At 71.2% G+C, this 15,962-nt stretch carries 20 protein-coding genes; 6 read left to right on the top strand and 14 right to left on the bottom strand.

Annotated features, from left to right (window positions below):
* Nucleotides 1–107: 107 nt before the first annotated feature.
* Entirely contained in the window at nucleotides 108–1,244 is a 1,137-nt protein-coding gene (locus RCO28_RS33145; RefSeq protein WP_308945041.1) for a transposase, read from the top strand.
* Nucleotides 1,245–1,359: 115 nt separating this feature from the next.
* Here the strand turns inward: RCO28_RS33145 and RCO28_RS33140 are convergent, their stop codons facing one another.
* From RCO28_RS33140 to RCO28_RS33125, 4 genes are all read right to left on the bottom strand, one after another.
* Nucleotides 1,360–1,821, bottom strand: coding sequence for a GNAT family N-acetyltransferase (locus tag RCO28_RS33140; RefSeq protein ID WP_308945040.1), 462 nt, complete (start codon nucleotides 1,819–1,821; stop codon nucleotides 1,360–1,362).
* Between the two features lie 136 nt (nucleotides 1,822–1,957).
* The gene (locus RCO28_RS33135; protein ID WP_308945039.1) at nucleotides 1,958–2,530 is read right to left on the bottom strand and encodes a dihydrofolate reductase family protein; all 573 of its coding nucleotides are present in this window, start codon (nucleotides 2,528–2,530) and stop codon (nucleotides 1,958–1,960) included.
* A 61-nt stretch (nucleotides 2,531–2,591) separates the two neighbouring features.
* Nucleotides 2,592–3,161, bottom strand: coding sequence for a flavoprotein (locus RCO28_RS33130; protein WP_308945038.1), 570 nt, complete (start codon nucleotides 3,159–3,161; stop codon nucleotides 2,592–2,594).
* Nucleotides 3,158–4,372 carry a helix-turn-helix transcriptional regulator gene (locus RCO28_RS33125; protein WP_308945037.1) on the bottom strand — a complete coding sequence of 405 codons (1,215 nt, stop codon included), beginning with the start codon at nucleotides 4,370–4,372 and terminating at the stop codon, nucleotides 3,158–3,160. The genes RCO28_RS33130 and RCO28_RS33125 overlap by 4 nt, the downstream gene beginning before the upstream one ends.
* A gap of 141 nt (nucleotides 4,373–4,513) precedes the next feature.
* Between RCO28_RS33125 and RCO28_RS33120 the strand changes: the two genes are divergently transcribed.
* Genes RCO28_RS33120 through tgmC form a run of 5 tightly spaced genes read left to right on the top strand, consistent with a single transcriptional unit; the run spans nucleotide 4,514 to nucleotide 7,623 of the window.
* Entirely contained in the window at nucleotides 4,514–5,002 is a 489-nt protein-coding gene (locus RCO28_RS33120; protein ID WP_308945036.1) for an ATP-binding protein, read from the top strand.
* On the top strand, nucleotides 5,002–5,196 hold the full coding sequence (locus RCO28_RS33115; RefSeq protein ID WP_308945035.1) for a hypothetical protein: 195 nt from the start codon (nucleotides 5,002–5,004) through the stop codon (nucleotides 5,194–5,196). The genes RCO28_RS33120 and RCO28_RS33115 overlap by 1 nt, the downstream gene beginning before the upstream one ends.
* A gap of 21 nt (nucleotides 5,197–5,217) precedes the next feature.
* On the top strand, nucleotides 5,218–5,487 hold the full coding sequence (tgmA, locus tag RCO28_RS33110; RefSeq protein WP_308945034.1) for a putative ATP-grasp-modified RiPP: 270 nt from the start codon (nucleotides 5,218–5,220) through the stop codon (nucleotides 5,485–5,487).
* A 2-nt stretch (nucleotides 5,488–5,489) separates the two neighbouring features.
* On the top strand, nucleotides 5,490–6,566 hold the full coding sequence (gene tgmB / locus RCO28_RS33105) for an ATP-grasp ribosomal peptide maturase (RefSeq protein WP_308945033.1): 1,077 nt from the start codon (nucleotides 5,490–5,492) through the stop codon (nucleotides 6,564–6,566).
* Nucleotides 6,451–7,623 (top strand): ATP-grasp peptide maturase system methyltransferase, encoded by a 1,173-nt coding sequence (gene tgmC / locus RCO28_RS33100; RefSeq protein ID WP_308945032.1) that lies wholly within the window; start codon nucleotides 6,451–6,453, stop codon nucleotides 7,621–7,623. The genes tgmB and tgmC overlap by 116 nt, the downstream gene beginning before the upstream one ends.
* Before the next feature lie 19 nt (nucleotides 7,624–7,642).
* On the opposite strand, the gene RCO28_RS33095 is transcribed toward tgmC, so the two are convergent.
* From RCO28_RS33095 to wrbA, 10 genes are all read right to left on the bottom strand, one after another.
* Nucleotides 7,643–7,960 carry a type II toxin-antitoxin system PemK/MazF family toxin gene (locus RCO28_RS33095; protein ID WP_308945031.1) on the bottom strand — a complete coding sequence of 106 codons (318 nt, stop codon included), beginning with the start codon at nucleotides 7,958–7,960 and terminating at the stop codon, nucleotides 7,643–7,645.
* Nucleotides 7,957–8,349 carry a hypothetical protein gene (locus RCO28_RS33090; RefSeq protein WP_308945030.1) on the bottom strand — a complete coding sequence of 131 codons (393 nt, stop codon included), beginning with the start codon at nucleotides 8,347–8,349 and terminating at the stop codon, nucleotides 7,957–7,959. The genes RCO28_RS33095 and RCO28_RS33090 overlap by 4 nt, the downstream gene beginning before the upstream one ends.
* Before the next feature lie 58 nt (nucleotides 8,350–8,407).
* Nucleotides 8,408–8,875 carry a HEPN domain-containing protein gene (locus RCO28_RS33085; RefSeq protein ID WP_308945029.1) on the bottom strand — a complete coding sequence of 156 codons (468 nt, stop codon included), beginning with the start codon at nucleotides 8,873–8,875 and terminating at the stop codon, nucleotides 8,408–8,410.
* Nucleotides 8,872–9,459, bottom strand: coding sequence for a MarR family transcriptional regulator (locus RCO28_RS33080; protein ID WP_308945028.1), 588 nt, complete (start codon nucleotides 9,457–9,459; stop codon nucleotides 8,872–8,874). The genes RCO28_RS33085 and RCO28_RS33080 overlap by 4 nt, the downstream gene beginning before the upstream one ends.
* 48 nt (nucleotides 9,460–9,507) lie before the next feature.
* Nucleotides 9,508–10,488: a glutathione S-transferase C-terminal domain-containing protein gene (locus RCO28_RS33075; RefSeq protein ID WP_308945027.1), complete on the bottom strand. Its 981-nt coding sequence runs from the start codon at nucleotides 10,486–10,488 to the stop codon at nucleotides 9,508–9,510.
* Nucleotides 10,485–11,075 carry a flavodoxin family protein gene (locus RCO28_RS33070; protein ID WP_308945026.1) on the bottom strand — a complete coding sequence of 197 codons (591 nt, stop codon included), beginning with the start codon at nucleotides 11,073–11,075 and terminating at the stop codon, nucleotides 10,485–10,487. The genes RCO28_RS33075 and RCO28_RS33070 overlap by 4 nt, the downstream gene beginning before the upstream one ends.
* A gap of 46 nt (nucleotides 11,076–11,121) precedes the next feature.
* Nucleotides 11,122–12,825 (bottom strand): FAD-dependent monooxygenase, encoded by a 1,704-nt coding sequence (locus tag RCO28_RS33065; RefSeq protein WP_308945025.1) that lies wholly within the window; start codon nucleotides 12,823–12,825, stop codon nucleotides 11,122–11,124.
* Nucleotides 12,822–13,061 (bottom strand): hypothetical protein, encoded by a 240-nt coding sequence (locus RCO28_RS33060; protein ID WP_308945024.1) that lies wholly within the window; start codon nucleotides 13,059–13,061, stop codon nucleotides 12,822–12,824. The genes RCO28_RS33065 and RCO28_RS33060 overlap by 4 nt, the downstream gene beginning before the upstream one ends.
* Nucleotides 13,058–14,824: an MFS transporter gene (locus RCO28_RS33055; protein ID WP_308945023.1), complete on the bottom strand. Its 1,767-nt coding sequence runs from the start codon at nucleotides 14,822–14,824 to the stop codon at nucleotides 13,058–13,060. Before RCO28_RS33055 ends, RCO28_RS33060 begins: the two co-directional genes overlap by 4 nt.
* A 145-nt stretch (nucleotides 14,825–14,969) precedes the next feature.
* Entirely contained in the window at nucleotides 14,970–15,587 is a 618-nt protein-coding gene (gene wrbA / locus RCO28_RS33050; protein WP_308945022.1) for an NAD(P)H:quinone oxidoreductase, read from the bottom strand.
* Nucleotides 15,588–15,962: the final 375 nt, after the last annotated feature.

The raw sequence follows: 15,962 nt of genomic DNA, 5'->3' as shown, positions 1-15,962 counted from the left end.
GGCCTTGTCATTCAGCAAGGCGCCTTCCGATTCCTAATGTGGAGCGGTCAGCACGGCGTGAATCGAGCGACCGCACGGCGTGGAAACAGAACGGACCGAGGAGGCACATGAGTACTGCTCTCATTCACCCCGAAGCGGTGCTCCACGACGCGCTCCAGGACCTGTGCACCCCGCTGTTCGCCTCCCTGCGCCGCAGCGACCAGCGCCGTCGGGGCACGGAGTACATCCACGGGCTGCTCTCCACCCACGGCCGCAAGTCCATACGGAACATGGCGGCGCTGATCGGCGGCAGCAGCACCGGCCAGAGCCTGCACCACTTCATCTGCAGCTCCACCTGGGACTGGATCCCGGTGCGCCGGGCCATGGCCGAGTACCTGATGCGCTCCGCACCGCCGCAGGCCTATGTCGCCCGGCCCATGACGATCCCGAAGGTGGGACGGCACTCGGTGGGGGTGAGCCGGTACTTCTCCGCCGACGAGGGCCAGGCCCTCAACGCCCAGCGCGCCATCGGCGTCTGGGGCGTCGCGGACACCGTCACGGCACCGCTGAACTGGCGGCTCTTCCTGCCCCAGGTGTGGATCAAGGACGGCCTGCGCCGCAACCAGGCGTCCATCCCGTACGCGGCGGAGCCGGAGACGATCAGCGACGGCGTCCTGACGGCCTGCCGCGAGAGCCTCGTCGACTGGGAGCTGCCGCCGCTACCGGTGGTCGTCGACATCGACGAGGCCGACCCGGTCGCCACCGTCCTGGGCTTGCACGCGCAGGGCCTGCCCTCGATGGTGCGGGTGCACGGCGAACTGCCGCTCTGCGTCAACGACCCGGCGCTGACCGGGCACAGCGCCCGCCGGATGACCGCACCGGAGATCATGCAGGCGGCCCGCGCCCTGTTCCGCCCGGTGGCCCGCACCGCGCTCGTCGCGTCGGTCGGCGTACGCGTCCCGGGTACGGGGCCGGGCGGGGCGCCGCTCTCACTCGTCGGCATCACCGCACCCGGCCGGCGCGAGCCCGCCGAGCTGTGGCTGACCGACCTGCCCCACCCGACGGCGGCGGCCCTGCGCCTGACCGGCTTCGCCCGGCGGGTCGACCAGGACTTCGACGGGGTCACCGCGCAGGTCGGCATCCGCGACTACGTCGGCCGCTCGTACAGCGGCTGGCACCGCCACACGACACTGGCGTCGGCGGCGCATGCGGTGTCGGTGCTGTCCGGGGTGGGTGCCGCCCCGCAGCTGCGGCAGGCGTCTTGAGGGGCTGACGCAGCCCTCAGGCGCGTCAGACGCTTCTGGCGCTTCTGGCGCTTCTGGCGCTTCTGGCGCTTCTGGCGCTTCTGGCGCGTCAGGCGCTTCTGGCGCTTCTGGCGCGTCAGGCGTGCACGTCGAGCCGGAAGTGCAGCGCCCCGATGCTCATCCGGCGCGCGTGGTAGAAGCGGTGCGCCGCCACGTTGGTGACACCGGAGTCGAGTTCGACCCCGTCACACCCGGCAGCCCGCGCCCGCCCGACGAGGACGTCGAACAGCCGCGCACCGACCCCGCCCGACCTGCGCCCCGCATCCGTGACGAGATCGTCGACGTGCAGGATCCGCCCCCGGCTGGTGGCCAGCGTGCGGTGGGTCGCGACGGCGAGACAGGCTCCCCCGTCCGTGCCGGAACTCCCGTACGCGGCGGTGAACACCAGCCCCTGCCCGTACGCCTCGACGGCGAACCGTTCGAAGGCCTCGTCGGTCAGAGCGGGCCGCAACGCACGGAACAGCGGCCGCACTTCGGCGCGCATGCGCGGGCTGTCGGGGGTGATGTCGAGGGTCTGGAGATGCTCGGGGCAGCGCATCCCGCCACCTTCGAAGGGAGCGCGGCCCCGGCCAACACCGGCGGCCCTTCTCCGTCAGGTAACCCAGCCGGAAACGGCACCGGCACCGGCACCGGCACCGGCACCGGCACCGGCACCGGGAGCGTGGCGCGGGTGTTCAGCGCACAACGTCGAACACGTTCAGCTGCATCCCGTTGGCGTAGGCCTCGTGCTCGACGAGCTTCAGCTCCTGTGCGTCCTTGTCCGTGTCGCTGAAGAGGCGCTTGCCCGCGCCGAGCAGGAGCGGGAAGACGAGCAGGTGGTAGCGGTCGATCAGGCCGGCGTCCGACAGGGCGCGGTTCAGGGTGGCGCTGCCGTGCACGATGATCGGGCCGCCCTCGGTCTCCTTGAGCGCGGCGACCTCGTCGAGCGAGCGCAGGATCGTCGTCTCGGCCCAGTCGGTCACCAGCTTGTCCTCGGTGAGGGTGGAGGAGACGACGTACTTCGGCATCACCTTGTAGTCGGCGAACTCCTCCATGCCGGGCCACACGGGGCTGAACGCCTCGTAGCTGACGCGGCCCATCATGAGCGCGGTGGCCTCTTTCTGCTCCCGGCCCTTGATCTCGTACGCCTCGGGCAGGAACTCGACGTTCTTGAAGGTCCAGCCGGAGTTGCGGTACCCGGGCTCGCCGCCCGGGGCCTCCACAACGCCGTCGAGCGAGACGAAAGCGGTGCTGATCAGGGTACGCATCTGGGGTTCCTCTGCTTCAGGTCCGGGTTATGCGATCTATGACCGGCGCCGCGGACAGAACTCATCGCTGCCGCATGTCTCTCTTTGCCTCGGTCTCCCGCAGGCGCCGGATTCCATCCAAAGCCATCCTCCAGGGGAACGCCTCCGGGTTCCCCTGCTTCGGCGGGTGTGATGCGTACCCGTCCGGCCCGTCGAGGACGAGGACGCCCTGGCTGCGGAGCGCCGCGATCGACCGGGCGACCGCGGGCTGTGCCCCCTGGGCCTGGTTGAAGTACGGCATGGCCGCGACCGGCACCTTCATGTGGACCGCCTCGGACGGCAGGCCGATCGCGAGGGTGTCGCTGATGCCCGCGCCCCACTTGTTCAGCGTCGTGCAGGACATCGGCGCGACGAGCATCGCCGTCGCCTTCGGCAGCGCGTCGGACTCCCACGGCAACTTGTACTGGGAGCGCACCGGGTGCCCGGTCAACTCGACCAGTTCGCACATGCGTTGCTCCCACCAGCGGGCTGCCGACGGGGAGAGCACCAGGCACACGTCCCATCCGTCGCCCTGCGCGGCGCGCACGCCGTCGTCGATGAACTGCGTGGGACCTGCGGCACAGGCGATCAGGTACAGAACCGGCTTCGTCATGCCCGGAGTCCACAGCGTTGCGCCAACGCCCGCAACTGGCCGTCGGGGTTCGGGGTCGCGCCTACGACGTCCTTGACGAGGGCCACCGCGTCCGGTCGCCCTTCGACTTCCTCGGGTGCGAGCCTGGCAGCCGCGAGCAGTTCGGCAGCGGCGATCTGCCTGCGGCGCGTCAAAAGTGCGGCGCGCGCCACGGAGACGTGATGGCCGGCCCGCCGCTCTCGCGTCATGTCGGCCAATGCCACCTCGTCCACTTCGTCGGCGGCTTCTAGCGCGGACCACCCATCCTCGAACCGGGCCAACATGTCGACGCGGTGCAGGCTCACGTTGGTCGGGCCGAACATCGTCCAGTCCTCGTTCAGATCCGCACCCTGCCGATCCGCGACGTCTTTCGCCTCATCCACGAAGCCCGTTGCTCCCTTCACGCGGGCAGGGGTGCGCTCCTGAGCGGACGCGGCCAATGCCGCGGAGAGGTACAGCATGCCGAGCGTCGACAGGCCCAGAGCGCCTCGCTCGGTCAGCCCATCAGCCAGGCGGCGGGCCGTGGACGTCGCGAACGCCACGGCAGCCTCAGGGCGCTCCTGGTACACAAGGCTTTTCGCGACGCGTCGGGACGAGGCACCGATCTGCACCGGGTCACCCGACCGTTCGGCAGCGGCCAAAGCGCGGTCGGCGGCGAGCGCGGCCTGGATCGCGGTGGCGCTCCCGTACTTGTGCAGATACGACGTCACCAACTGGTACACACGGGACAGCACCGCCTGCACCTCCGTCTGACGGCCCACCGGCGCACTGTGCGCTGCCTGCATCGCGCCGACGACGAGCATGGGCAACTCGCGGGCGAGCGTGGCGTAGTGGCAGGCCTGGAACGCCTCACAGCAGTAGCCGAGCTTCCGTTGCAGAAGGGCGGGCGCCGGCGGGGCTGCCGATTCCGGGCTGGCGTAGAGAGCGTCCACGACGCTCAGTACGTCGGCCGGCGCGGTGCTGCCCGGGGATGGCTCGGGCGTGCGGTCGGACAACAGTTGCTCCAGGGGGATGCGCAGGGCTTCGGCCGCACGCACCAGTACCGACAGACGCGGGTCTTGTTGCCGCTTCCCGCCCTCGATGTCCTGCACCCATCGCTTGGTCTGCCCCATGAGGTGACCGAAGTCGGACTGGGTGAAGCCGCGCCGCTCCCGCCAGTAGGCGATGCGGCGGCCGATGCCGGAAGTTTCCACGAGTTGGCCCCCAGACAGGGCACGCACTTTGCGTGCCCACCTCTGTTGTAGCGCGTTCTACGGTCCCGTCAGAGCCGATCACGGGAAGCAGGGTGCCCCATGAGCACAGCGAACGCGGTCCCACGGACAAGGAGCACTCTGATGACTGACACGGCGGAGCAGGGAACGTTCTCCCAGTGTCCGGTTCGGATGACGACCAGCCTCGCCACACCGGCTCCCATCCGTACGGAGCTGACTCTGCGCGTCGAGCGAGTGTTCCGCCGCAGCCGCAGGGCGGTCCCTCAAGCACGCGGGTTCGTACGCGAGACGGTCGCCGGTCGCGTCCCGGACCACCGGTCCATGGACATCCTTGTCTGCACGTCAGAACTGGCCACTAACGCACTCCAACACACGTCAGCCGGACGGATGTTCAGCGTCCGCGTCGTCATTACGCGCGACACGCTGCGCATCGAGGTACACGACACGGGCGACGGGCAGCCCCAGCTACGCGAGGCCACCGAGGACGACGATCGGGGCCGTGGGCTGCTGCTCGTCGCGGCGCTCGCCGACGACTGGGGTACCTCGCGGCGCGACGGCCCTGGAAAGTCCGTCTGGGCCGCCTTCCAGATCGCCGAAGCAAGGGGGCACTGATGACCCGAGCGACGGCCCCCGAGCGCGGAGCGGACAAACCCGCCCGGCACACGGCACTCGGCCGACGACGACACAGTGTGCCGTCGTGCTGGCGGGATGGCGAACTCATGGGCGCCGTCTTGCTGTTCGTCCTCTGGTTCTCGCTGATCACCTTCGTGTTCGCCGTGGTCTCCCAAGAACTCCCAGCCCACTGATTTCGATCTCCAAGGAGCAACATGACCCCCGTTTCCACGTCAGCGCCCTGGGGCGTACGGCGACTCGCGCTGTACCCCGACATCACCCAAGTGCCGTACGCACTAACCGAGTTGCACTCGAAAACGCAGACGACCCGCTACCTCGACACGAACGGCAACCGCCTCGTCATGGGCGGGCACGGCACCGGAACCTCCACCGCCAACCAGACCGCAACATCGGCCGACGGCGGCGGGCCCAACCCGCCCCCGCCCGCCGACCAGGACCTCACCCCGGACAGCGACTCGGACTGACCATGACCGAAGCACCGGTTCTCGTCGTCACCGCGCTCGGCGACGTCACGGCAGATCTGGTGGTGGAGGAGCTGTACGGCCGGGGCGTGCCGGTCGTACGGCTCGACCCCTCCGCCGACTTCTCCTGTACCGCCGAGCTGAGTGCCCGTATCGAACGAGGCGCTTTCGCGGGGGCCGTCACCACCGAGACTAGACACCTCGACCTTTCCCGCGTCCGCTCCGTCTACTGGCGCCGTCCTACCCCCTTCGCCCACCCGCAGGAGGCGGAGACTCCCGAGCAACGGTTCGCGGTCGAGCAGTCACGCCACGGGTACTTGGGAGTGCTGCACGCGCTGCCGGGCGCCCGGTACGTCAACCACCCCGCGCGGAACCGCGTCGCCGAGAACAAGGTGCTCCAGCTCGCCACCGCGGCCCGCTCGGGGTTCACGCTCCCCGACACGTTGGTCACGAACGTGCCGGAAGACGCCGTGCGGTTCGCGGCGGAGCGCGAGGCTGTGATCTACAAGCCCGTACACCGCGTGCACCTCGCGTGCGAGGACGGCCGGAACCGCACGGTCTGGGTGCGCACGGTCCGTGCGGACGAGCTCGACGACTCGATCGCGCTCTGTCCTCACCTCTTCCAGGCCTGCGTGCCGAAGGTCGCCGACATCCGCCTCGCGGTGGTCGGAGCTGAGGCGTTCGCGAGCCGTATCGACATAGCGGGCGAGCACCTCGACTGGCGTCAGGACCAGAGCCTGATCACCTGTTCTCCCGTCCCCGTTCCCGGCCCCGTTCGCGACGCGGCCCGCAGCTTCCTTCACGCCTTCGGGCTCCGTTTCGGCGCTTTCGACTTCGCGCTCGACGCGGACGGCCGATGGTGGTTCCTCGAGTGCAACCCCAACGGCCAATGGGCGTTCGTCGACGAGGCCACCACTCGCGCCATCACCCACGCACTCGCCGACACCCTGCAGAAGGGCACCCCTCATGACCCAGGAGACCACCGCCGGACTGCTCCGCCGCCGGCTCGTCGAACAACTCGTCGCCGACAGCGTGCTGCACAACCCGGAGGTTCGTCGGGCCGCTCAGACCGTTCCCCGTGAGGTGTTCCTGGGCAGCGCGATCTACCGGCCGAGCAGCGCACCAGGCGTCACCGTCTGGACACCCACCCGCCGCGACGGCATGACCACCGACGAGTGGCTGCGTCTCACGTACGAGAACCAGACGTGGGTGACCCAGATCGACGGCGTACTCGCAGAGGACGCCGTCGGCCCCGTGACCGGAGGCACCCCGACCTCGTCCTCGACCCTGCCCGGCGTGGTCCTGTGGATGCTCGAGCAGGCCGGGATCGCCCACGGCCAACGCGTACTCGTCCTCGGCACCGGGACAGGTCTCTCGACCGCGTACGTCTGCGAGGTCGCCGGCGAGGAGAACGTGACCTCGGTCGAGACCGACCCCGAGGCAGCAGAGCGCGCCCGTAAAGCGCTCGGCGAGGCGGGCTACTCACCGGCACTCGTCACCGCCGACGGCCTGCGCGGCCACCCCGACCGCGCTCCGTACGACGTCGTGATCGCGTTCTGCTCGATGCGGCACGTCCCGTACGGACTACTGCAACAGATCACCCCCGGTGGGACGTTGCTCGTCACGCTCTCCGGCTGGGGTGCCGCGTACGGGCTCGTGCGCCTCATCGTCGAGAGGGGTAACGCCGCGCGGGGCCAATTCCTGCCCGGCTACACCTCGTTCATGATGGCCCGCCAGCACGGTCACCCGCCGCACGGGCCGTTCGAGCTGCTCCCCGGCCAGGAGCGGCCGAGCCGGATCGACCCGGCCCGACTCGACGACTGGACCGGCCGGTTCGTCGCGCAGCTCGCCGCTCCCTCGGCCGAACGCTTCGGCGCGGGTGCGGAACAGGTGCTGCTCGACGTCGCCACGGGGTCGCAAGCCCGGGTCCGTGCCGCCGAGAACGGCGAAGGGTGGACCGTGAGCCGACGCGGGCCGATCGACCTCTGGAGCAGCATCGAGGACGCGGTCACCACCTGGCAACGCCACAGCTCACCGCACCTGTCCGAGTTCGCGATGACCATCACCCCCGACGCCCAGAGGATCTGGCTCGACGCACCGGCAGTACCGCACGGGCCGAGCTGGGCACTGCCCGTCTAGCACGCCGCGCGCGAGTGCCCTAGTCCAGCCCCAGGAACAGCCCGAGGAGCTCCTCGACCCGCTCCATCTCGTGGCGCGGCAGATAGTGCTCCAGCTCTCCCGCGTACCGGGTGTCGATGGTGCGGATCTGGTCGATGAGCAGACGCGTGGTCCGTCCGCCGAATTCGATCTCGGGTCGGAACGATGCCGCTCGGGCGCTGGTCGAGGTCGGGATGACGGTGACGACGGACCAGGCGTCGCGCTGAATGCTGATGACGAGTCCGTAGCGCTTGCCGCGTTGTTCGTGGCCGCGCTTGGTGTCGCCGAGATCCACCGGATAGATGCCGCCCCTGATCACCGCCCGGGCTTCCTGTCCGGGTCGAACTCCTGGTGGGCAGCGCTGCCCCGCAAGTCGACGACGCCACCGCCCTCAGCAACGCCCCAGTCGTCCGGCTCGTCACTGAGGTCCTCGTGGGCGAGGCGCGCCATGTCGGCGTACATGGCCTCGCGCCTGGCCTCGCGTTCCAATTGCTTGAGGGCGCGGCGCAGCAGGTCGGAGGCGGATTCGCCCTCGCGTTTGAGTTCGGCGATGACCCGCCTGTCCTCGTCGTTGGGGCGGAAGGCCACCGTGTTGGCGATGGCCTCGGTCCGCTTGGAGGCATTGGCGGGCTTCGCGCTGCGCGTCGCCGGGCTGCGGTTCTCGGTCTTCTTGGCCGGCTTGGATCGTTTGTCCCTGGTGGTGGCCATGACGCAAGCCTACGGCCAGGTTAAACAAACGTCAAACAGCGAGCACGCCTTCGCTGCCTCAGTAACGCCCCATGCGAGGAATCACCTTCTCGGCGAGCTCAATGATCTTTTCGACCTTCGGGCACACCTCGCCGACCTCTCCGGCATCGACGCTCGGTGCCTCGGACGAGCTGTACTCAACCTCATTACGACGCGCGCGCATGCGGTTGTACGGGCGCAGCAGAGGGCCGAGCGGCGGGTCGAGCTGGGCCAACAGAGCTTCGTACACGGCGATGTGACCGCCCCGGCTCGTAGCGCGCAGCCCCTGGTTCTGCAGTACTGCGGCCAGCGACTTGCGGGCGGCGTCGTAGGCCAGAGTGTAGGCACCTGCCGGATCACTGTCGGCCAGCAGCCGCGCCGAGCGGAGGTGTCGTCTGGCCTGTTCCAGTTCGGCGTACGCCGCCTCCTGCGAGGCGGGCACCTTCTCGATCTCCCGTCGCTGAATGAGCCCGTCCACGGCCGCTCGACCCTGCTGCCAAGTCGTCATCGTTCCCTCGTCAGTTCGATCGCCACCAGCGGACGCTCACGTACCGACACGAGGAACGGGTCCGAGCTCCCGGAATGCCACTGGTCCGGCGAGATCCGGCGAATGTTCACCGGGCGGTGCAGCTTGCGTGTGGCTTCCTCTCCCACGTCGAAGAGCACATCGGGGTCCGGCTCCCCGACGACCAGCACGTCCACATCGGCGGGGGGATCACCGCGCTCCCCCCGATATCGGGCGGACCAGGAGCCGTAGATGTACGCCTCCTCGATGCGGGCCACCCCGGACAGGGCTCTGGACAGGTAAGGAAGCGGTCCGTACGTGAGGGCGATCAGCTCGGCGAGGGGCGGGTAGAGCGGCGTGTCCGTCCGGGCCCGGATCAGCCGGCTGCGCCCCACCCGCTCCCCGCTGAGCAGTCCGGCCTCGATGAGCCGGTCGGCCTCTCGCATCACGCTGGTCGGCGTGACGCCCAGCTCCTGCGCCAGCGCACCGAGGGTGAATTCCTCGGCCGGATTCAGGTACAGCAGGGCAAGGAGTTCGCCCTGCACATGGGAGCGCAGGATCGGGAGAAGCGGAGGCGAAGTTTTCATTGGGCGCAGCATATGCTGCGCCCAATGAAAATAACAATCTGAATCCGCTCAGGCACCCACCGTGCTCACGCTGCTTCGGGGGCCGAGCAACTCCCGCCCATGCGCCCCGCCCAGCTCCCCCAGATCAGGACCCGTCGGCACGATGCGGGTCGGGTTGATGCCCGTCATGCCGTAGTAGTAGTGGCGTTTGATCTGGTCGAAGTCGACCGTTTCCGCGAAGCCGGGGGTCTGGTAGAGGTCGCGGGTGTACGCCCACAGCGCCGGGTAGTCCTTGATGCGGCGCGCGTTGCACTTGAACAGGCCGTGGTAGACCGCGTCGAAGCGGATCAGGGTGGGCCAGAGGCGGAGGTCGGCGACGGTGAGGCGGTCGCCGACGAGGTAGCGGCGGTCGGTCAGGCGCTGTTCCAGGCGGTCGAGGTAGGCGAACAGGCGGGTCACCGCGCGCTCGTAGCTCTCCTGTGAGGGGGCGAAACCCGCGCGGTACACGCCGTCGTTGAGGTCGGTGTGCATCTCCTGCGAGACCGCCTCGATCTCCTCGCGCAGCCCCGCCGGGTACAGGTCGGGTGCGCCCGGGCGGTGCTCCGCGCGCCACTCCGTGGCGAAGTCGACGAGCAGCTGGTCGAAGTCGTTGCTGACCAGCTTGCCCGAGGGGATGTCGACCAGGGCGGGCACGGTGACCCGGCCGGTGTAGTCGGGCTCGGCCGCCAGGTAGGCCTCGCGCAGGGCGTGGATGCCGAGGACCGGGTCGATGCCGCCGGGGCTGCCGGTCTCCTCGCTGAACACCCAGTGGTGATCGCCGGCGACGAGTTCCCGTACCGGGTCCGTCAGGGCCAGCTGCACGGCCGGGTCGAGGCCGAGGAGCGTGCGGGCCAGGACGACCCGGTGGGCCCAGGGGCAGGCCCGGTTGATGACCAGGCGGTAGCGGTCGGCCTGCACCGGCCAGCCGTCGGCGCCGTCGGCCCGCACGCGGGCCGTGAAGTGCTGGGGCGCGCGGACGTGTTCGCGGGTGGGGGCCTCGTCGGTCTTCATGCGTGCTCCTGCGCGGTGGTGAGGGCGGCGGCCACCCGGGCCACTCGGGCCCCGAGGTGGAAGGCGGTCTGTGCGTCGGCCTTGGAGACGTCCTCGGCGCCGCGGTCGGTGTCCGTCTGGGCGCCGGCGCCGAGGGTGATGCCGAGGCGGTTGAGGTCGTGCTCGGACGCGGTGCTGGCGCTCCAGCCGGGCAGCAGGTCGAGGTTGACCCAGTGCATGCCGTGCTGCGCGGCGAAGAGGGAGAAGTACTGCAGGGTGTGCAGCTTGTCGCCGCTCATCGACCCGGAGATGGTGAACCCGGCCGCCACCTTGTCCGTCCAGACCCGGTCCGCCCAGCGCCGCGAGGTCGACTCGGCGAAGGTGTGGAACGCGCCGGACGCGGTGCCCAGGTAGGTGGGGGCGCCGAAGACGATGGCGTCTGCGGCGTCCAGCGCCTCCCACTGCTCGGGCGTCACGCTCTCCACGGGCACCGGCACGGCCGTGGCCCCCGCGTCGGCCACTCCGTCCGCCACGGCCTCGGCGAGGACGGCGGTGTGGCCGTAGCCGGAGTGGTAGGCGATGGCCACGGTCGTGTCGGCGGTGTTCATGCACTCTCCTTGCAGCACAAGCGATGGATACGTCGTCCCTCGTTCCTCAGGGACTGCGGACGAGCAGCACCTCGTCCAACTCGGCCTCCAGGTGGGCCAGGTCCCGCTCATGGCCGTGCGCGGCGATGTGCCCGTCCGGCCTGACCAGGTAGTAGTGGGTCTCGCGGCAGGCGCCGAAGGCGGTGAGCTCGCTGCGGCGCAGCGGCAGCAGCCGCAGCTGCCCGCGGCGCTCGGCGATCCGGTGCAGGTCGTCGAGCCAGGCACCGCGGCCGTCGGGGGTGACGGCCACCAGCGTCCACCGGGACGGGTCCGCCTCCGGACCGCTCATCTCGTGGGCGAGGGCGACCTGCCGGGGGAAGACGGAGCCGACCCGCAGCCCGCCGGGGAGCCGGCCGCGCAGGGCGCAGTGGGAGCGGCGCGAGGGCAGTTGGGTGGCGCGGACCACTTCGTAGGCGAGCCGGCGGCCCGCCATGACGGGGGCGTAGAAGCGGGTGGCCGCGCCGGTGCGCTCGGCCAGGCGGAACAGGGCGTCGCGGGTGACGACCTTGGCTCGGCTGCCCGCCATCCAGGCGCGTGTCTGCATGTCCGTGTCGCGCACGATTCTCCGGGTGATGTGGGCGCGTTCGGCGCCGTAGTCGTGCAGCAGCGAGGACGGCGAGTCGCCGTGGATGACCGCCGCGAGTTTCCAGGCCAGGTTGTGCGCGTCCTGCAGGCCGTTGTTCATGCCCTGGCCGCCGGCGGGGCTGTGCACATGGGCGGCGTCGCCCATGAGGAAGACGCGGCCGCGCTGGAAGTCGGTGGCGTGCCGGGCGTGTACGCGGAAGACGGTCTGCCAGACCGGGTCGGTGAGCGTGATGCCGCGCGGGCCGCGCTCGTCGACGAGTTTCTGCATCATCTCGACGCTGACGTCCGGGCCGCCGCTCGGCAGCACGCACAGGAAGCGGAAGACGCCGTCGGGCATCGGCACGATGACGAGTGTGCCCGTCGACGCCTGGTAGAAGCGGATCTCGTCGGCCGGCAGGTCGCCCTCGACGTGCGTGTCGACCAGGGCGAACGCCATCTCGTAGGTGCTGCCCTCGAAGCCGGTGCCGAGCTGGCCGCGCACCGCGCTGCCCGCTCCGTCGGCGCCGATCAGGAAGGGGACGCGGACGCGCTCGACGACCCCGTCGTGGTGCTCCAGGACGGCGGTGACGCCGTCGGTGGCGTCGATCCGGCCGGAGTAGTCGATGTCGTCGACGGCGAGCAGCCGCACACCGCGTTCGGTCTTGCCGCCGAGTGCATGGAAGCGCTCGGTGAGCAGCCGCTCCGTCTCGTACTGGGGCAGGCTGCGGGACGCGTACTCGGCGGGCATCTGGAAGGAGGCGAGGGGGCGGCGCTCGGAGAAGTAGCTCCACGCGTTGACCCGGACGGACGCCTTGCGCAGCCCGTCGCCCAGGCCCAGGTCGTCGAGTACGTCGATGGCCCGGGGCCACAGCGACAGCGCCTTGGGGACGTGCATCGGCTCAGTGTCGCGGTCGATGACCCGCACCCGGACGCCGCGGCGCAGGAGTTCGGTCGCGGCGAGCAGGCCGGTGGGTCCGGAGCCGACGACGAGAACGTCCACGTCGCCGCCGGAACGGCCGGGGTGGCCGGGGTGGCCGGAGTGGCCGGGGTGGCCGGTGTGCTCGGGCCCCGCGCTCGGGTCGGTGTGATCGGTGGTCTTCGCGTCGTCGGCGCCGGGCGCGGACGAGGCGGTGGTGTGGTCCGTCATGCGGGGTGCTCCAACTGGTCGCGGAGCCGGGCGGGTTCGCCGCGCTGCGCCTTCGTGCTGGCGGTACGCGGCGGCTCACCCGGCGGCATCGGTACGGGGTCGGCAAGCTGCGGGAGTACGGCGATGGCGCGGCGCCGGCGCTCCGGGTGCGGCGGCTTGTGCGCGGAGGTCTCCCCGGCGGCGGCGCGGGCGCGCAGCTCGGGCGGTTCGTGGTGGTGCGGGCGGTCACCGTTCACGGGCGTGCTCCGGTGCGGGCGCGCGGCGGGGCTTGCTGGGGGTGCGCCGGTCCGGGGTGCGCCGGTCCGCGGTATGCCGGTTCCGGGTACGTGGCGTCGGCGTGCGGCGTGCCCGGGTGGCTCGGGACGGGGTACGCGAAGTCGGAGTCGGCCTGGTCCGTCGCGTACGCGGGCGCCGAACGGCCGTCGTCGTAGCGGCCGGTGCCGGGTGCGGAGCGCGAGAAGTAGTCGAAGCCGTCGCCGGGGGCGGCGTTCTCCGGCCCCAGGTACTCCGGGCCGGAGTACGCGGGCACCGGGTAGGCGGGCCAGGCGTATCCGCGCTCGGCGTGACCGGGCACGGCGTAGCCGGAGTCTGCGTGGCCGGGTACGTGGCCCGTGTCCGCGTACCAGGGATCACCGGGCACGTCGTATCCGTAGCCGTCGTACGGGAAGTCGCCCTGGTCGGGGCCGGGTTGCTGCGGGCCGGACCGCGGTTCGACGGGGGTCGCCCCGGTGCGGCGGCGGCCGCTCGCGTGCCGGCCCGCCGGGCGGCCGGCCGGGTGGCGCACACCGGTGTGCCGGGCGCCCGCGTGCCGCCCGCGGCGCCGCTTCGCGGACCGGTGGGCGAAGGTGACCAGGAGGACGCAGACCGCGAGGAAGCCCGCGGTGATCAGCGCGACGGACCCCAAGTCCTCTATGGCCAGCGGGAGTTGGGCGCCGATGCCGGAGCCGAGGTTGAGGACGAAGCCGTACACGGCGATGGCGATGCCGCGGGCCGCCCCGGCGCTCGCGCCGATCGCCTGGACGACGGCCGGGCCGACCGTGGATATCGCCAGGACGAAGACGAACAGGGCCGCGCCGAGCGCCAGGGTGCTGTCACCGGTCGAGGCGGTGGCGGCGAGACCGCCGGCCGCGACGACGAGGGAGAGCGCCGCCCGCGGCAGTGCGGGGATCCGGCCGAGCAGCGGGGCCAGCAGCACGGCCACGACCATGGCGGGCAGGGCACTGGCGCGCAGGCTCAGCATCGCACCGGAATCGCCCACCAGTTCGGCGGGACCGTACAGCTGGACCGCGGTGTAGATGGTGGTGAGGCTGCCGACCAGGGGCAGCGTCACGACGTACAGCGGCAGCAGCCGGGACGAGACGAGGACGCGGGCGCCGCCGCCCGCCGCCGTGGCGCTCGTCCGGGGCGCGCGCGGTGGGTCGGGCAGCATGACCTTGCGCACGGCGAGCGCGCCGACGGCGAGCAGCGGCGCGCAGACCAGGAACACCGCGCGCCAGCCCAGGGCGGACCCGACGACCTGCCCCAGGAGCTGGCCGGTGACGACGGTGGAGGAAGCGGCGCAGTTGACGGTGGTCAGCGCCAGCGGCAGCCGGTGCTGCGGCACGCGCTCGCCCAGGTAGGCGTACGACATGGGCACGAACGAGCCGGCCACCACGCCCTGGAGGGCGCGCAGCGCGGAGGCCCAGGTGAGGTCGGGAGCGAGCGGGACGAGGGCCGTTGCGACGGCGAGCGCGGCGACGCAGCCGGTCAGTACGGCGCGGGTGCCGTAGCGCTGGGAGAGGGGGCCGCTGGCGAGGGAGCCGCAGGCGTAGGCGATGGCGAAGGCGGAGGTGGTCCAGGCCACCGATCCCTGCGGTACGCCCCAGGCCCCGGCGAGTTCGGGCATGAGCGGGATCGTGACGAAGGTCTGTCCGACGACCAGGGCGGCGACGACGGACATCATGACGACGGTGGCGGCGAACGGAGCGGGTGTGGCCTGCTTCTCGTGGTCTGCGGTCATGACGACCCCTCGCCTCTCTCCTCACGTGCGCGGGGCACGTCGATCCTCACGTGCGCGGGGCACGTCGCTGCGGTGGGTGGGGCGGCGCTCGGGCCGCGGCGGCGCTCCGGCCACGGCGGTGGCCGGAGCGCCGGGCACGCGGCGGTCAGGCCTGCGCGAGCCCGCGCTGCAGGGCGGTCGCGATGGCGGTGGCGCGGCGGGCCTGGAACTCGATCGAGGCCAGGTTGTCCGGGTGGACGTTGTCGCCCTGGTTGTCCGAGACGCTGCTGGCGCCGTACGGGTTGCCGTTGGCCTGCTCGAACTGGATCGGGTCGGCGAAGCCGGGCGGGACGATGATCGCGCCCCAGTGGTAGAAGGTGTTGTTCAGGGCGAGGATCGTGCTCTCCTGGCCACCGTGGGTGCTGGAGGTGGAGGCGAACGACGAGACCACCTTGTTGACCAGCTTGCCCTGGAACCACAGGCCGCCGGTGGTGTCGATGAACTGCTTGAGCTGGGCGGCCGGGAGGCCGAAGCGGGTCGGGGTGCCGAAGAGGATGACGTCGGCCCACTCGACGTCGGCGAGGGTGGCCTCGGGGATGTCGCGGGTGGCGGCGACATGCGCGGCCCAGCCCTCGTTCGACGCGATGGCCGACTCCGGCGCCAGCTCGACGACCTTGCGGAGCCGCACGTCAGCGCCGGCCTTCTCGGCGGACGCGGCAGCGGCCTCGGCGAGACGGTGCACGTTGCCGGTGGACGAGTAGTAGATAACGGCGACGTTGGTCATGGTGAGCGAGCTCCCTCGGTGGTGGACGACGGCCGCGCGGGGCACAACTCCCCCTGCGGCAGATGGCCTCATCCTGAGGACGGCGCGGACGCCCGACAAAGCCCGTTTCCTGAGTCCGTCAGGTCGTGGCGGGCGCGCTCGCGGGCCCGGATCCGTTGCGCCCGTTGCGCTGTGCCGGGGTGCGACGCCGCGGTGGGCCGGGCGACTTGACGGACGCTCCGGCGCAGCTTTGACCGGCGCACCGGCCCCTCCGCAGGCTCTCCACTGAAGCCCCTCCCACCAGTCCGCCCTGCAGCGCGGCCCGCACCTGCGGCCTGAAGGCGCCGCGGCCCGGTCAGTGCCGACCGGAGCCGGAGACACGGGATCCAGGAGGCG

This window comes from Streptomyces sp. LHD-70 (assembly GCF_031157275.1).
Taxonomy (GTDB): Bacteria; Actinomycetota; Actinomycetes; order Streptomycetales; family Streptomycetaceae; genus Streptomyces.
This window is presented reverse-complemented; position numbering and strand designations above follow the sequence as displayed.

Excerpts from the sequence above, each read along its gene's own strand:
- RCO28_RS33145 (WP_308945041.1), top strand. The coding sequence starts at position 108 with ATGAGTACTGCTCTCATTCACCCCGAAGCGGTGCTCCACGACGCGCTC.
- RCO28_RS33140 (WP_308945040.1), bottom strand. The coding sequence starts at position 1,821 with ATGCGCTGCCCCGAGCATCTCCAGACCCTCGACATCACCCCCGACAGC.
- RCO28_RS33135 (WP_308945039.1), bottom strand. The coding sequence starts at position 2,530 with ATGCGTACCCTGATCAGCACCGCTTTCGTCTCGCTCGACGGCGTTGTG.
- RCO28_RS33130 (WP_308945038.1), bottom strand. The coding sequence starts at position 3,161 with ATGACGAAGCCGGTTCTGTACCTGATCGCCTGTGCCGCAGGTCCCACG.
- RCO28_RS33120 (WP_308945036.1), top strand. The coding sequence starts at position 4,514 with ATGACTGACACGGCGGAGCAGGGAACGTTCTCCCAGTGTCCGGTTCGG.
- RCO28_RS33115 (WP_308945035.1), top strand. The coding sequence starts at position 5,002 with ATGACCCGAGCGACGGCCCCCGAGCGCGGAGCGGACAAACCCGCCCGG.
- tgmA (WP_308945034.1), top strand. The coding sequence starts at position 5,218 with ATGACCCCCGTTTCCACGTCAGCGCCCTGGGGCGTACGGCGACTCGCG.
- tgmB (WP_308945033.1), top strand. The coding sequence starts at position 5,490 with ATGACCGAAGCACCGGTTCTCGTCGTCACCGCGCTCGGCGACGTCACG.
- tgmC (WP_308945032.1), top strand. The coding sequence starts at position 6,451 with ATGACCCAGGAGACCACCGCCGGACTGCTCCGCCGCCGGCTCGTCGAA.
- RCO28_RS33090 (WP_308945030.1), bottom strand. The coding sequence starts at position 8,349 with ATGGCCACCACCAGGGACAAACGATCCAAGCCGGCCAAGAAGACCGAG.
- RCO28_RS33085 (WP_308945029.1), bottom strand. The coding sequence starts at position 8,875 with ATGACGACTTGGCAGCAGGGTCGAGCGGCCGTGGACGGGCTCATTCAG.
- RCO28_RS33080 (WP_308945028.1), bottom strand. The coding sequence starts at position 9,459 with ATGAAAACTTCGCCTCCGCTTCTCCCGATCCTGCGCTCCCATGTGCAG.
- RCO28_RS33075 (WP_308945027.1), bottom strand. The coding sequence starts at position 10,488 with ATGAAGACCGACGAGGCCCCCACCCGCGAACACGTCCGCGCGCCCCAG.
- RCO28_RS33070 (WP_308945026.1), bottom strand. The coding sequence starts at position 11,075 with ATGAACACCGCCGACACGACCGTGGCCATCGCCTACCACTCCGGCTAC.
- RCO28_RS33065 (WP_308945025.1), bottom strand. The coding sequence starts at position 12,825 with ATGACGGACCACACCACCGCCTCGTCCGCGCCCGGCGCCGACGACGCG.
- RCO28_RS33055 (WP_308945023.1), bottom strand. The coding sequence starts at position 14,824 with ATGACCGCAGACCACGAGAAGCAGGCCACACCCGCTCCGTTCGCCGCC.
- wrbA (WP_308945022.1), bottom strand. The coding sequence starts at position 15,587 with ATGACCAACGTCGCCGTTATCTACTACTCGTCCACCGGCAACGTGCAC.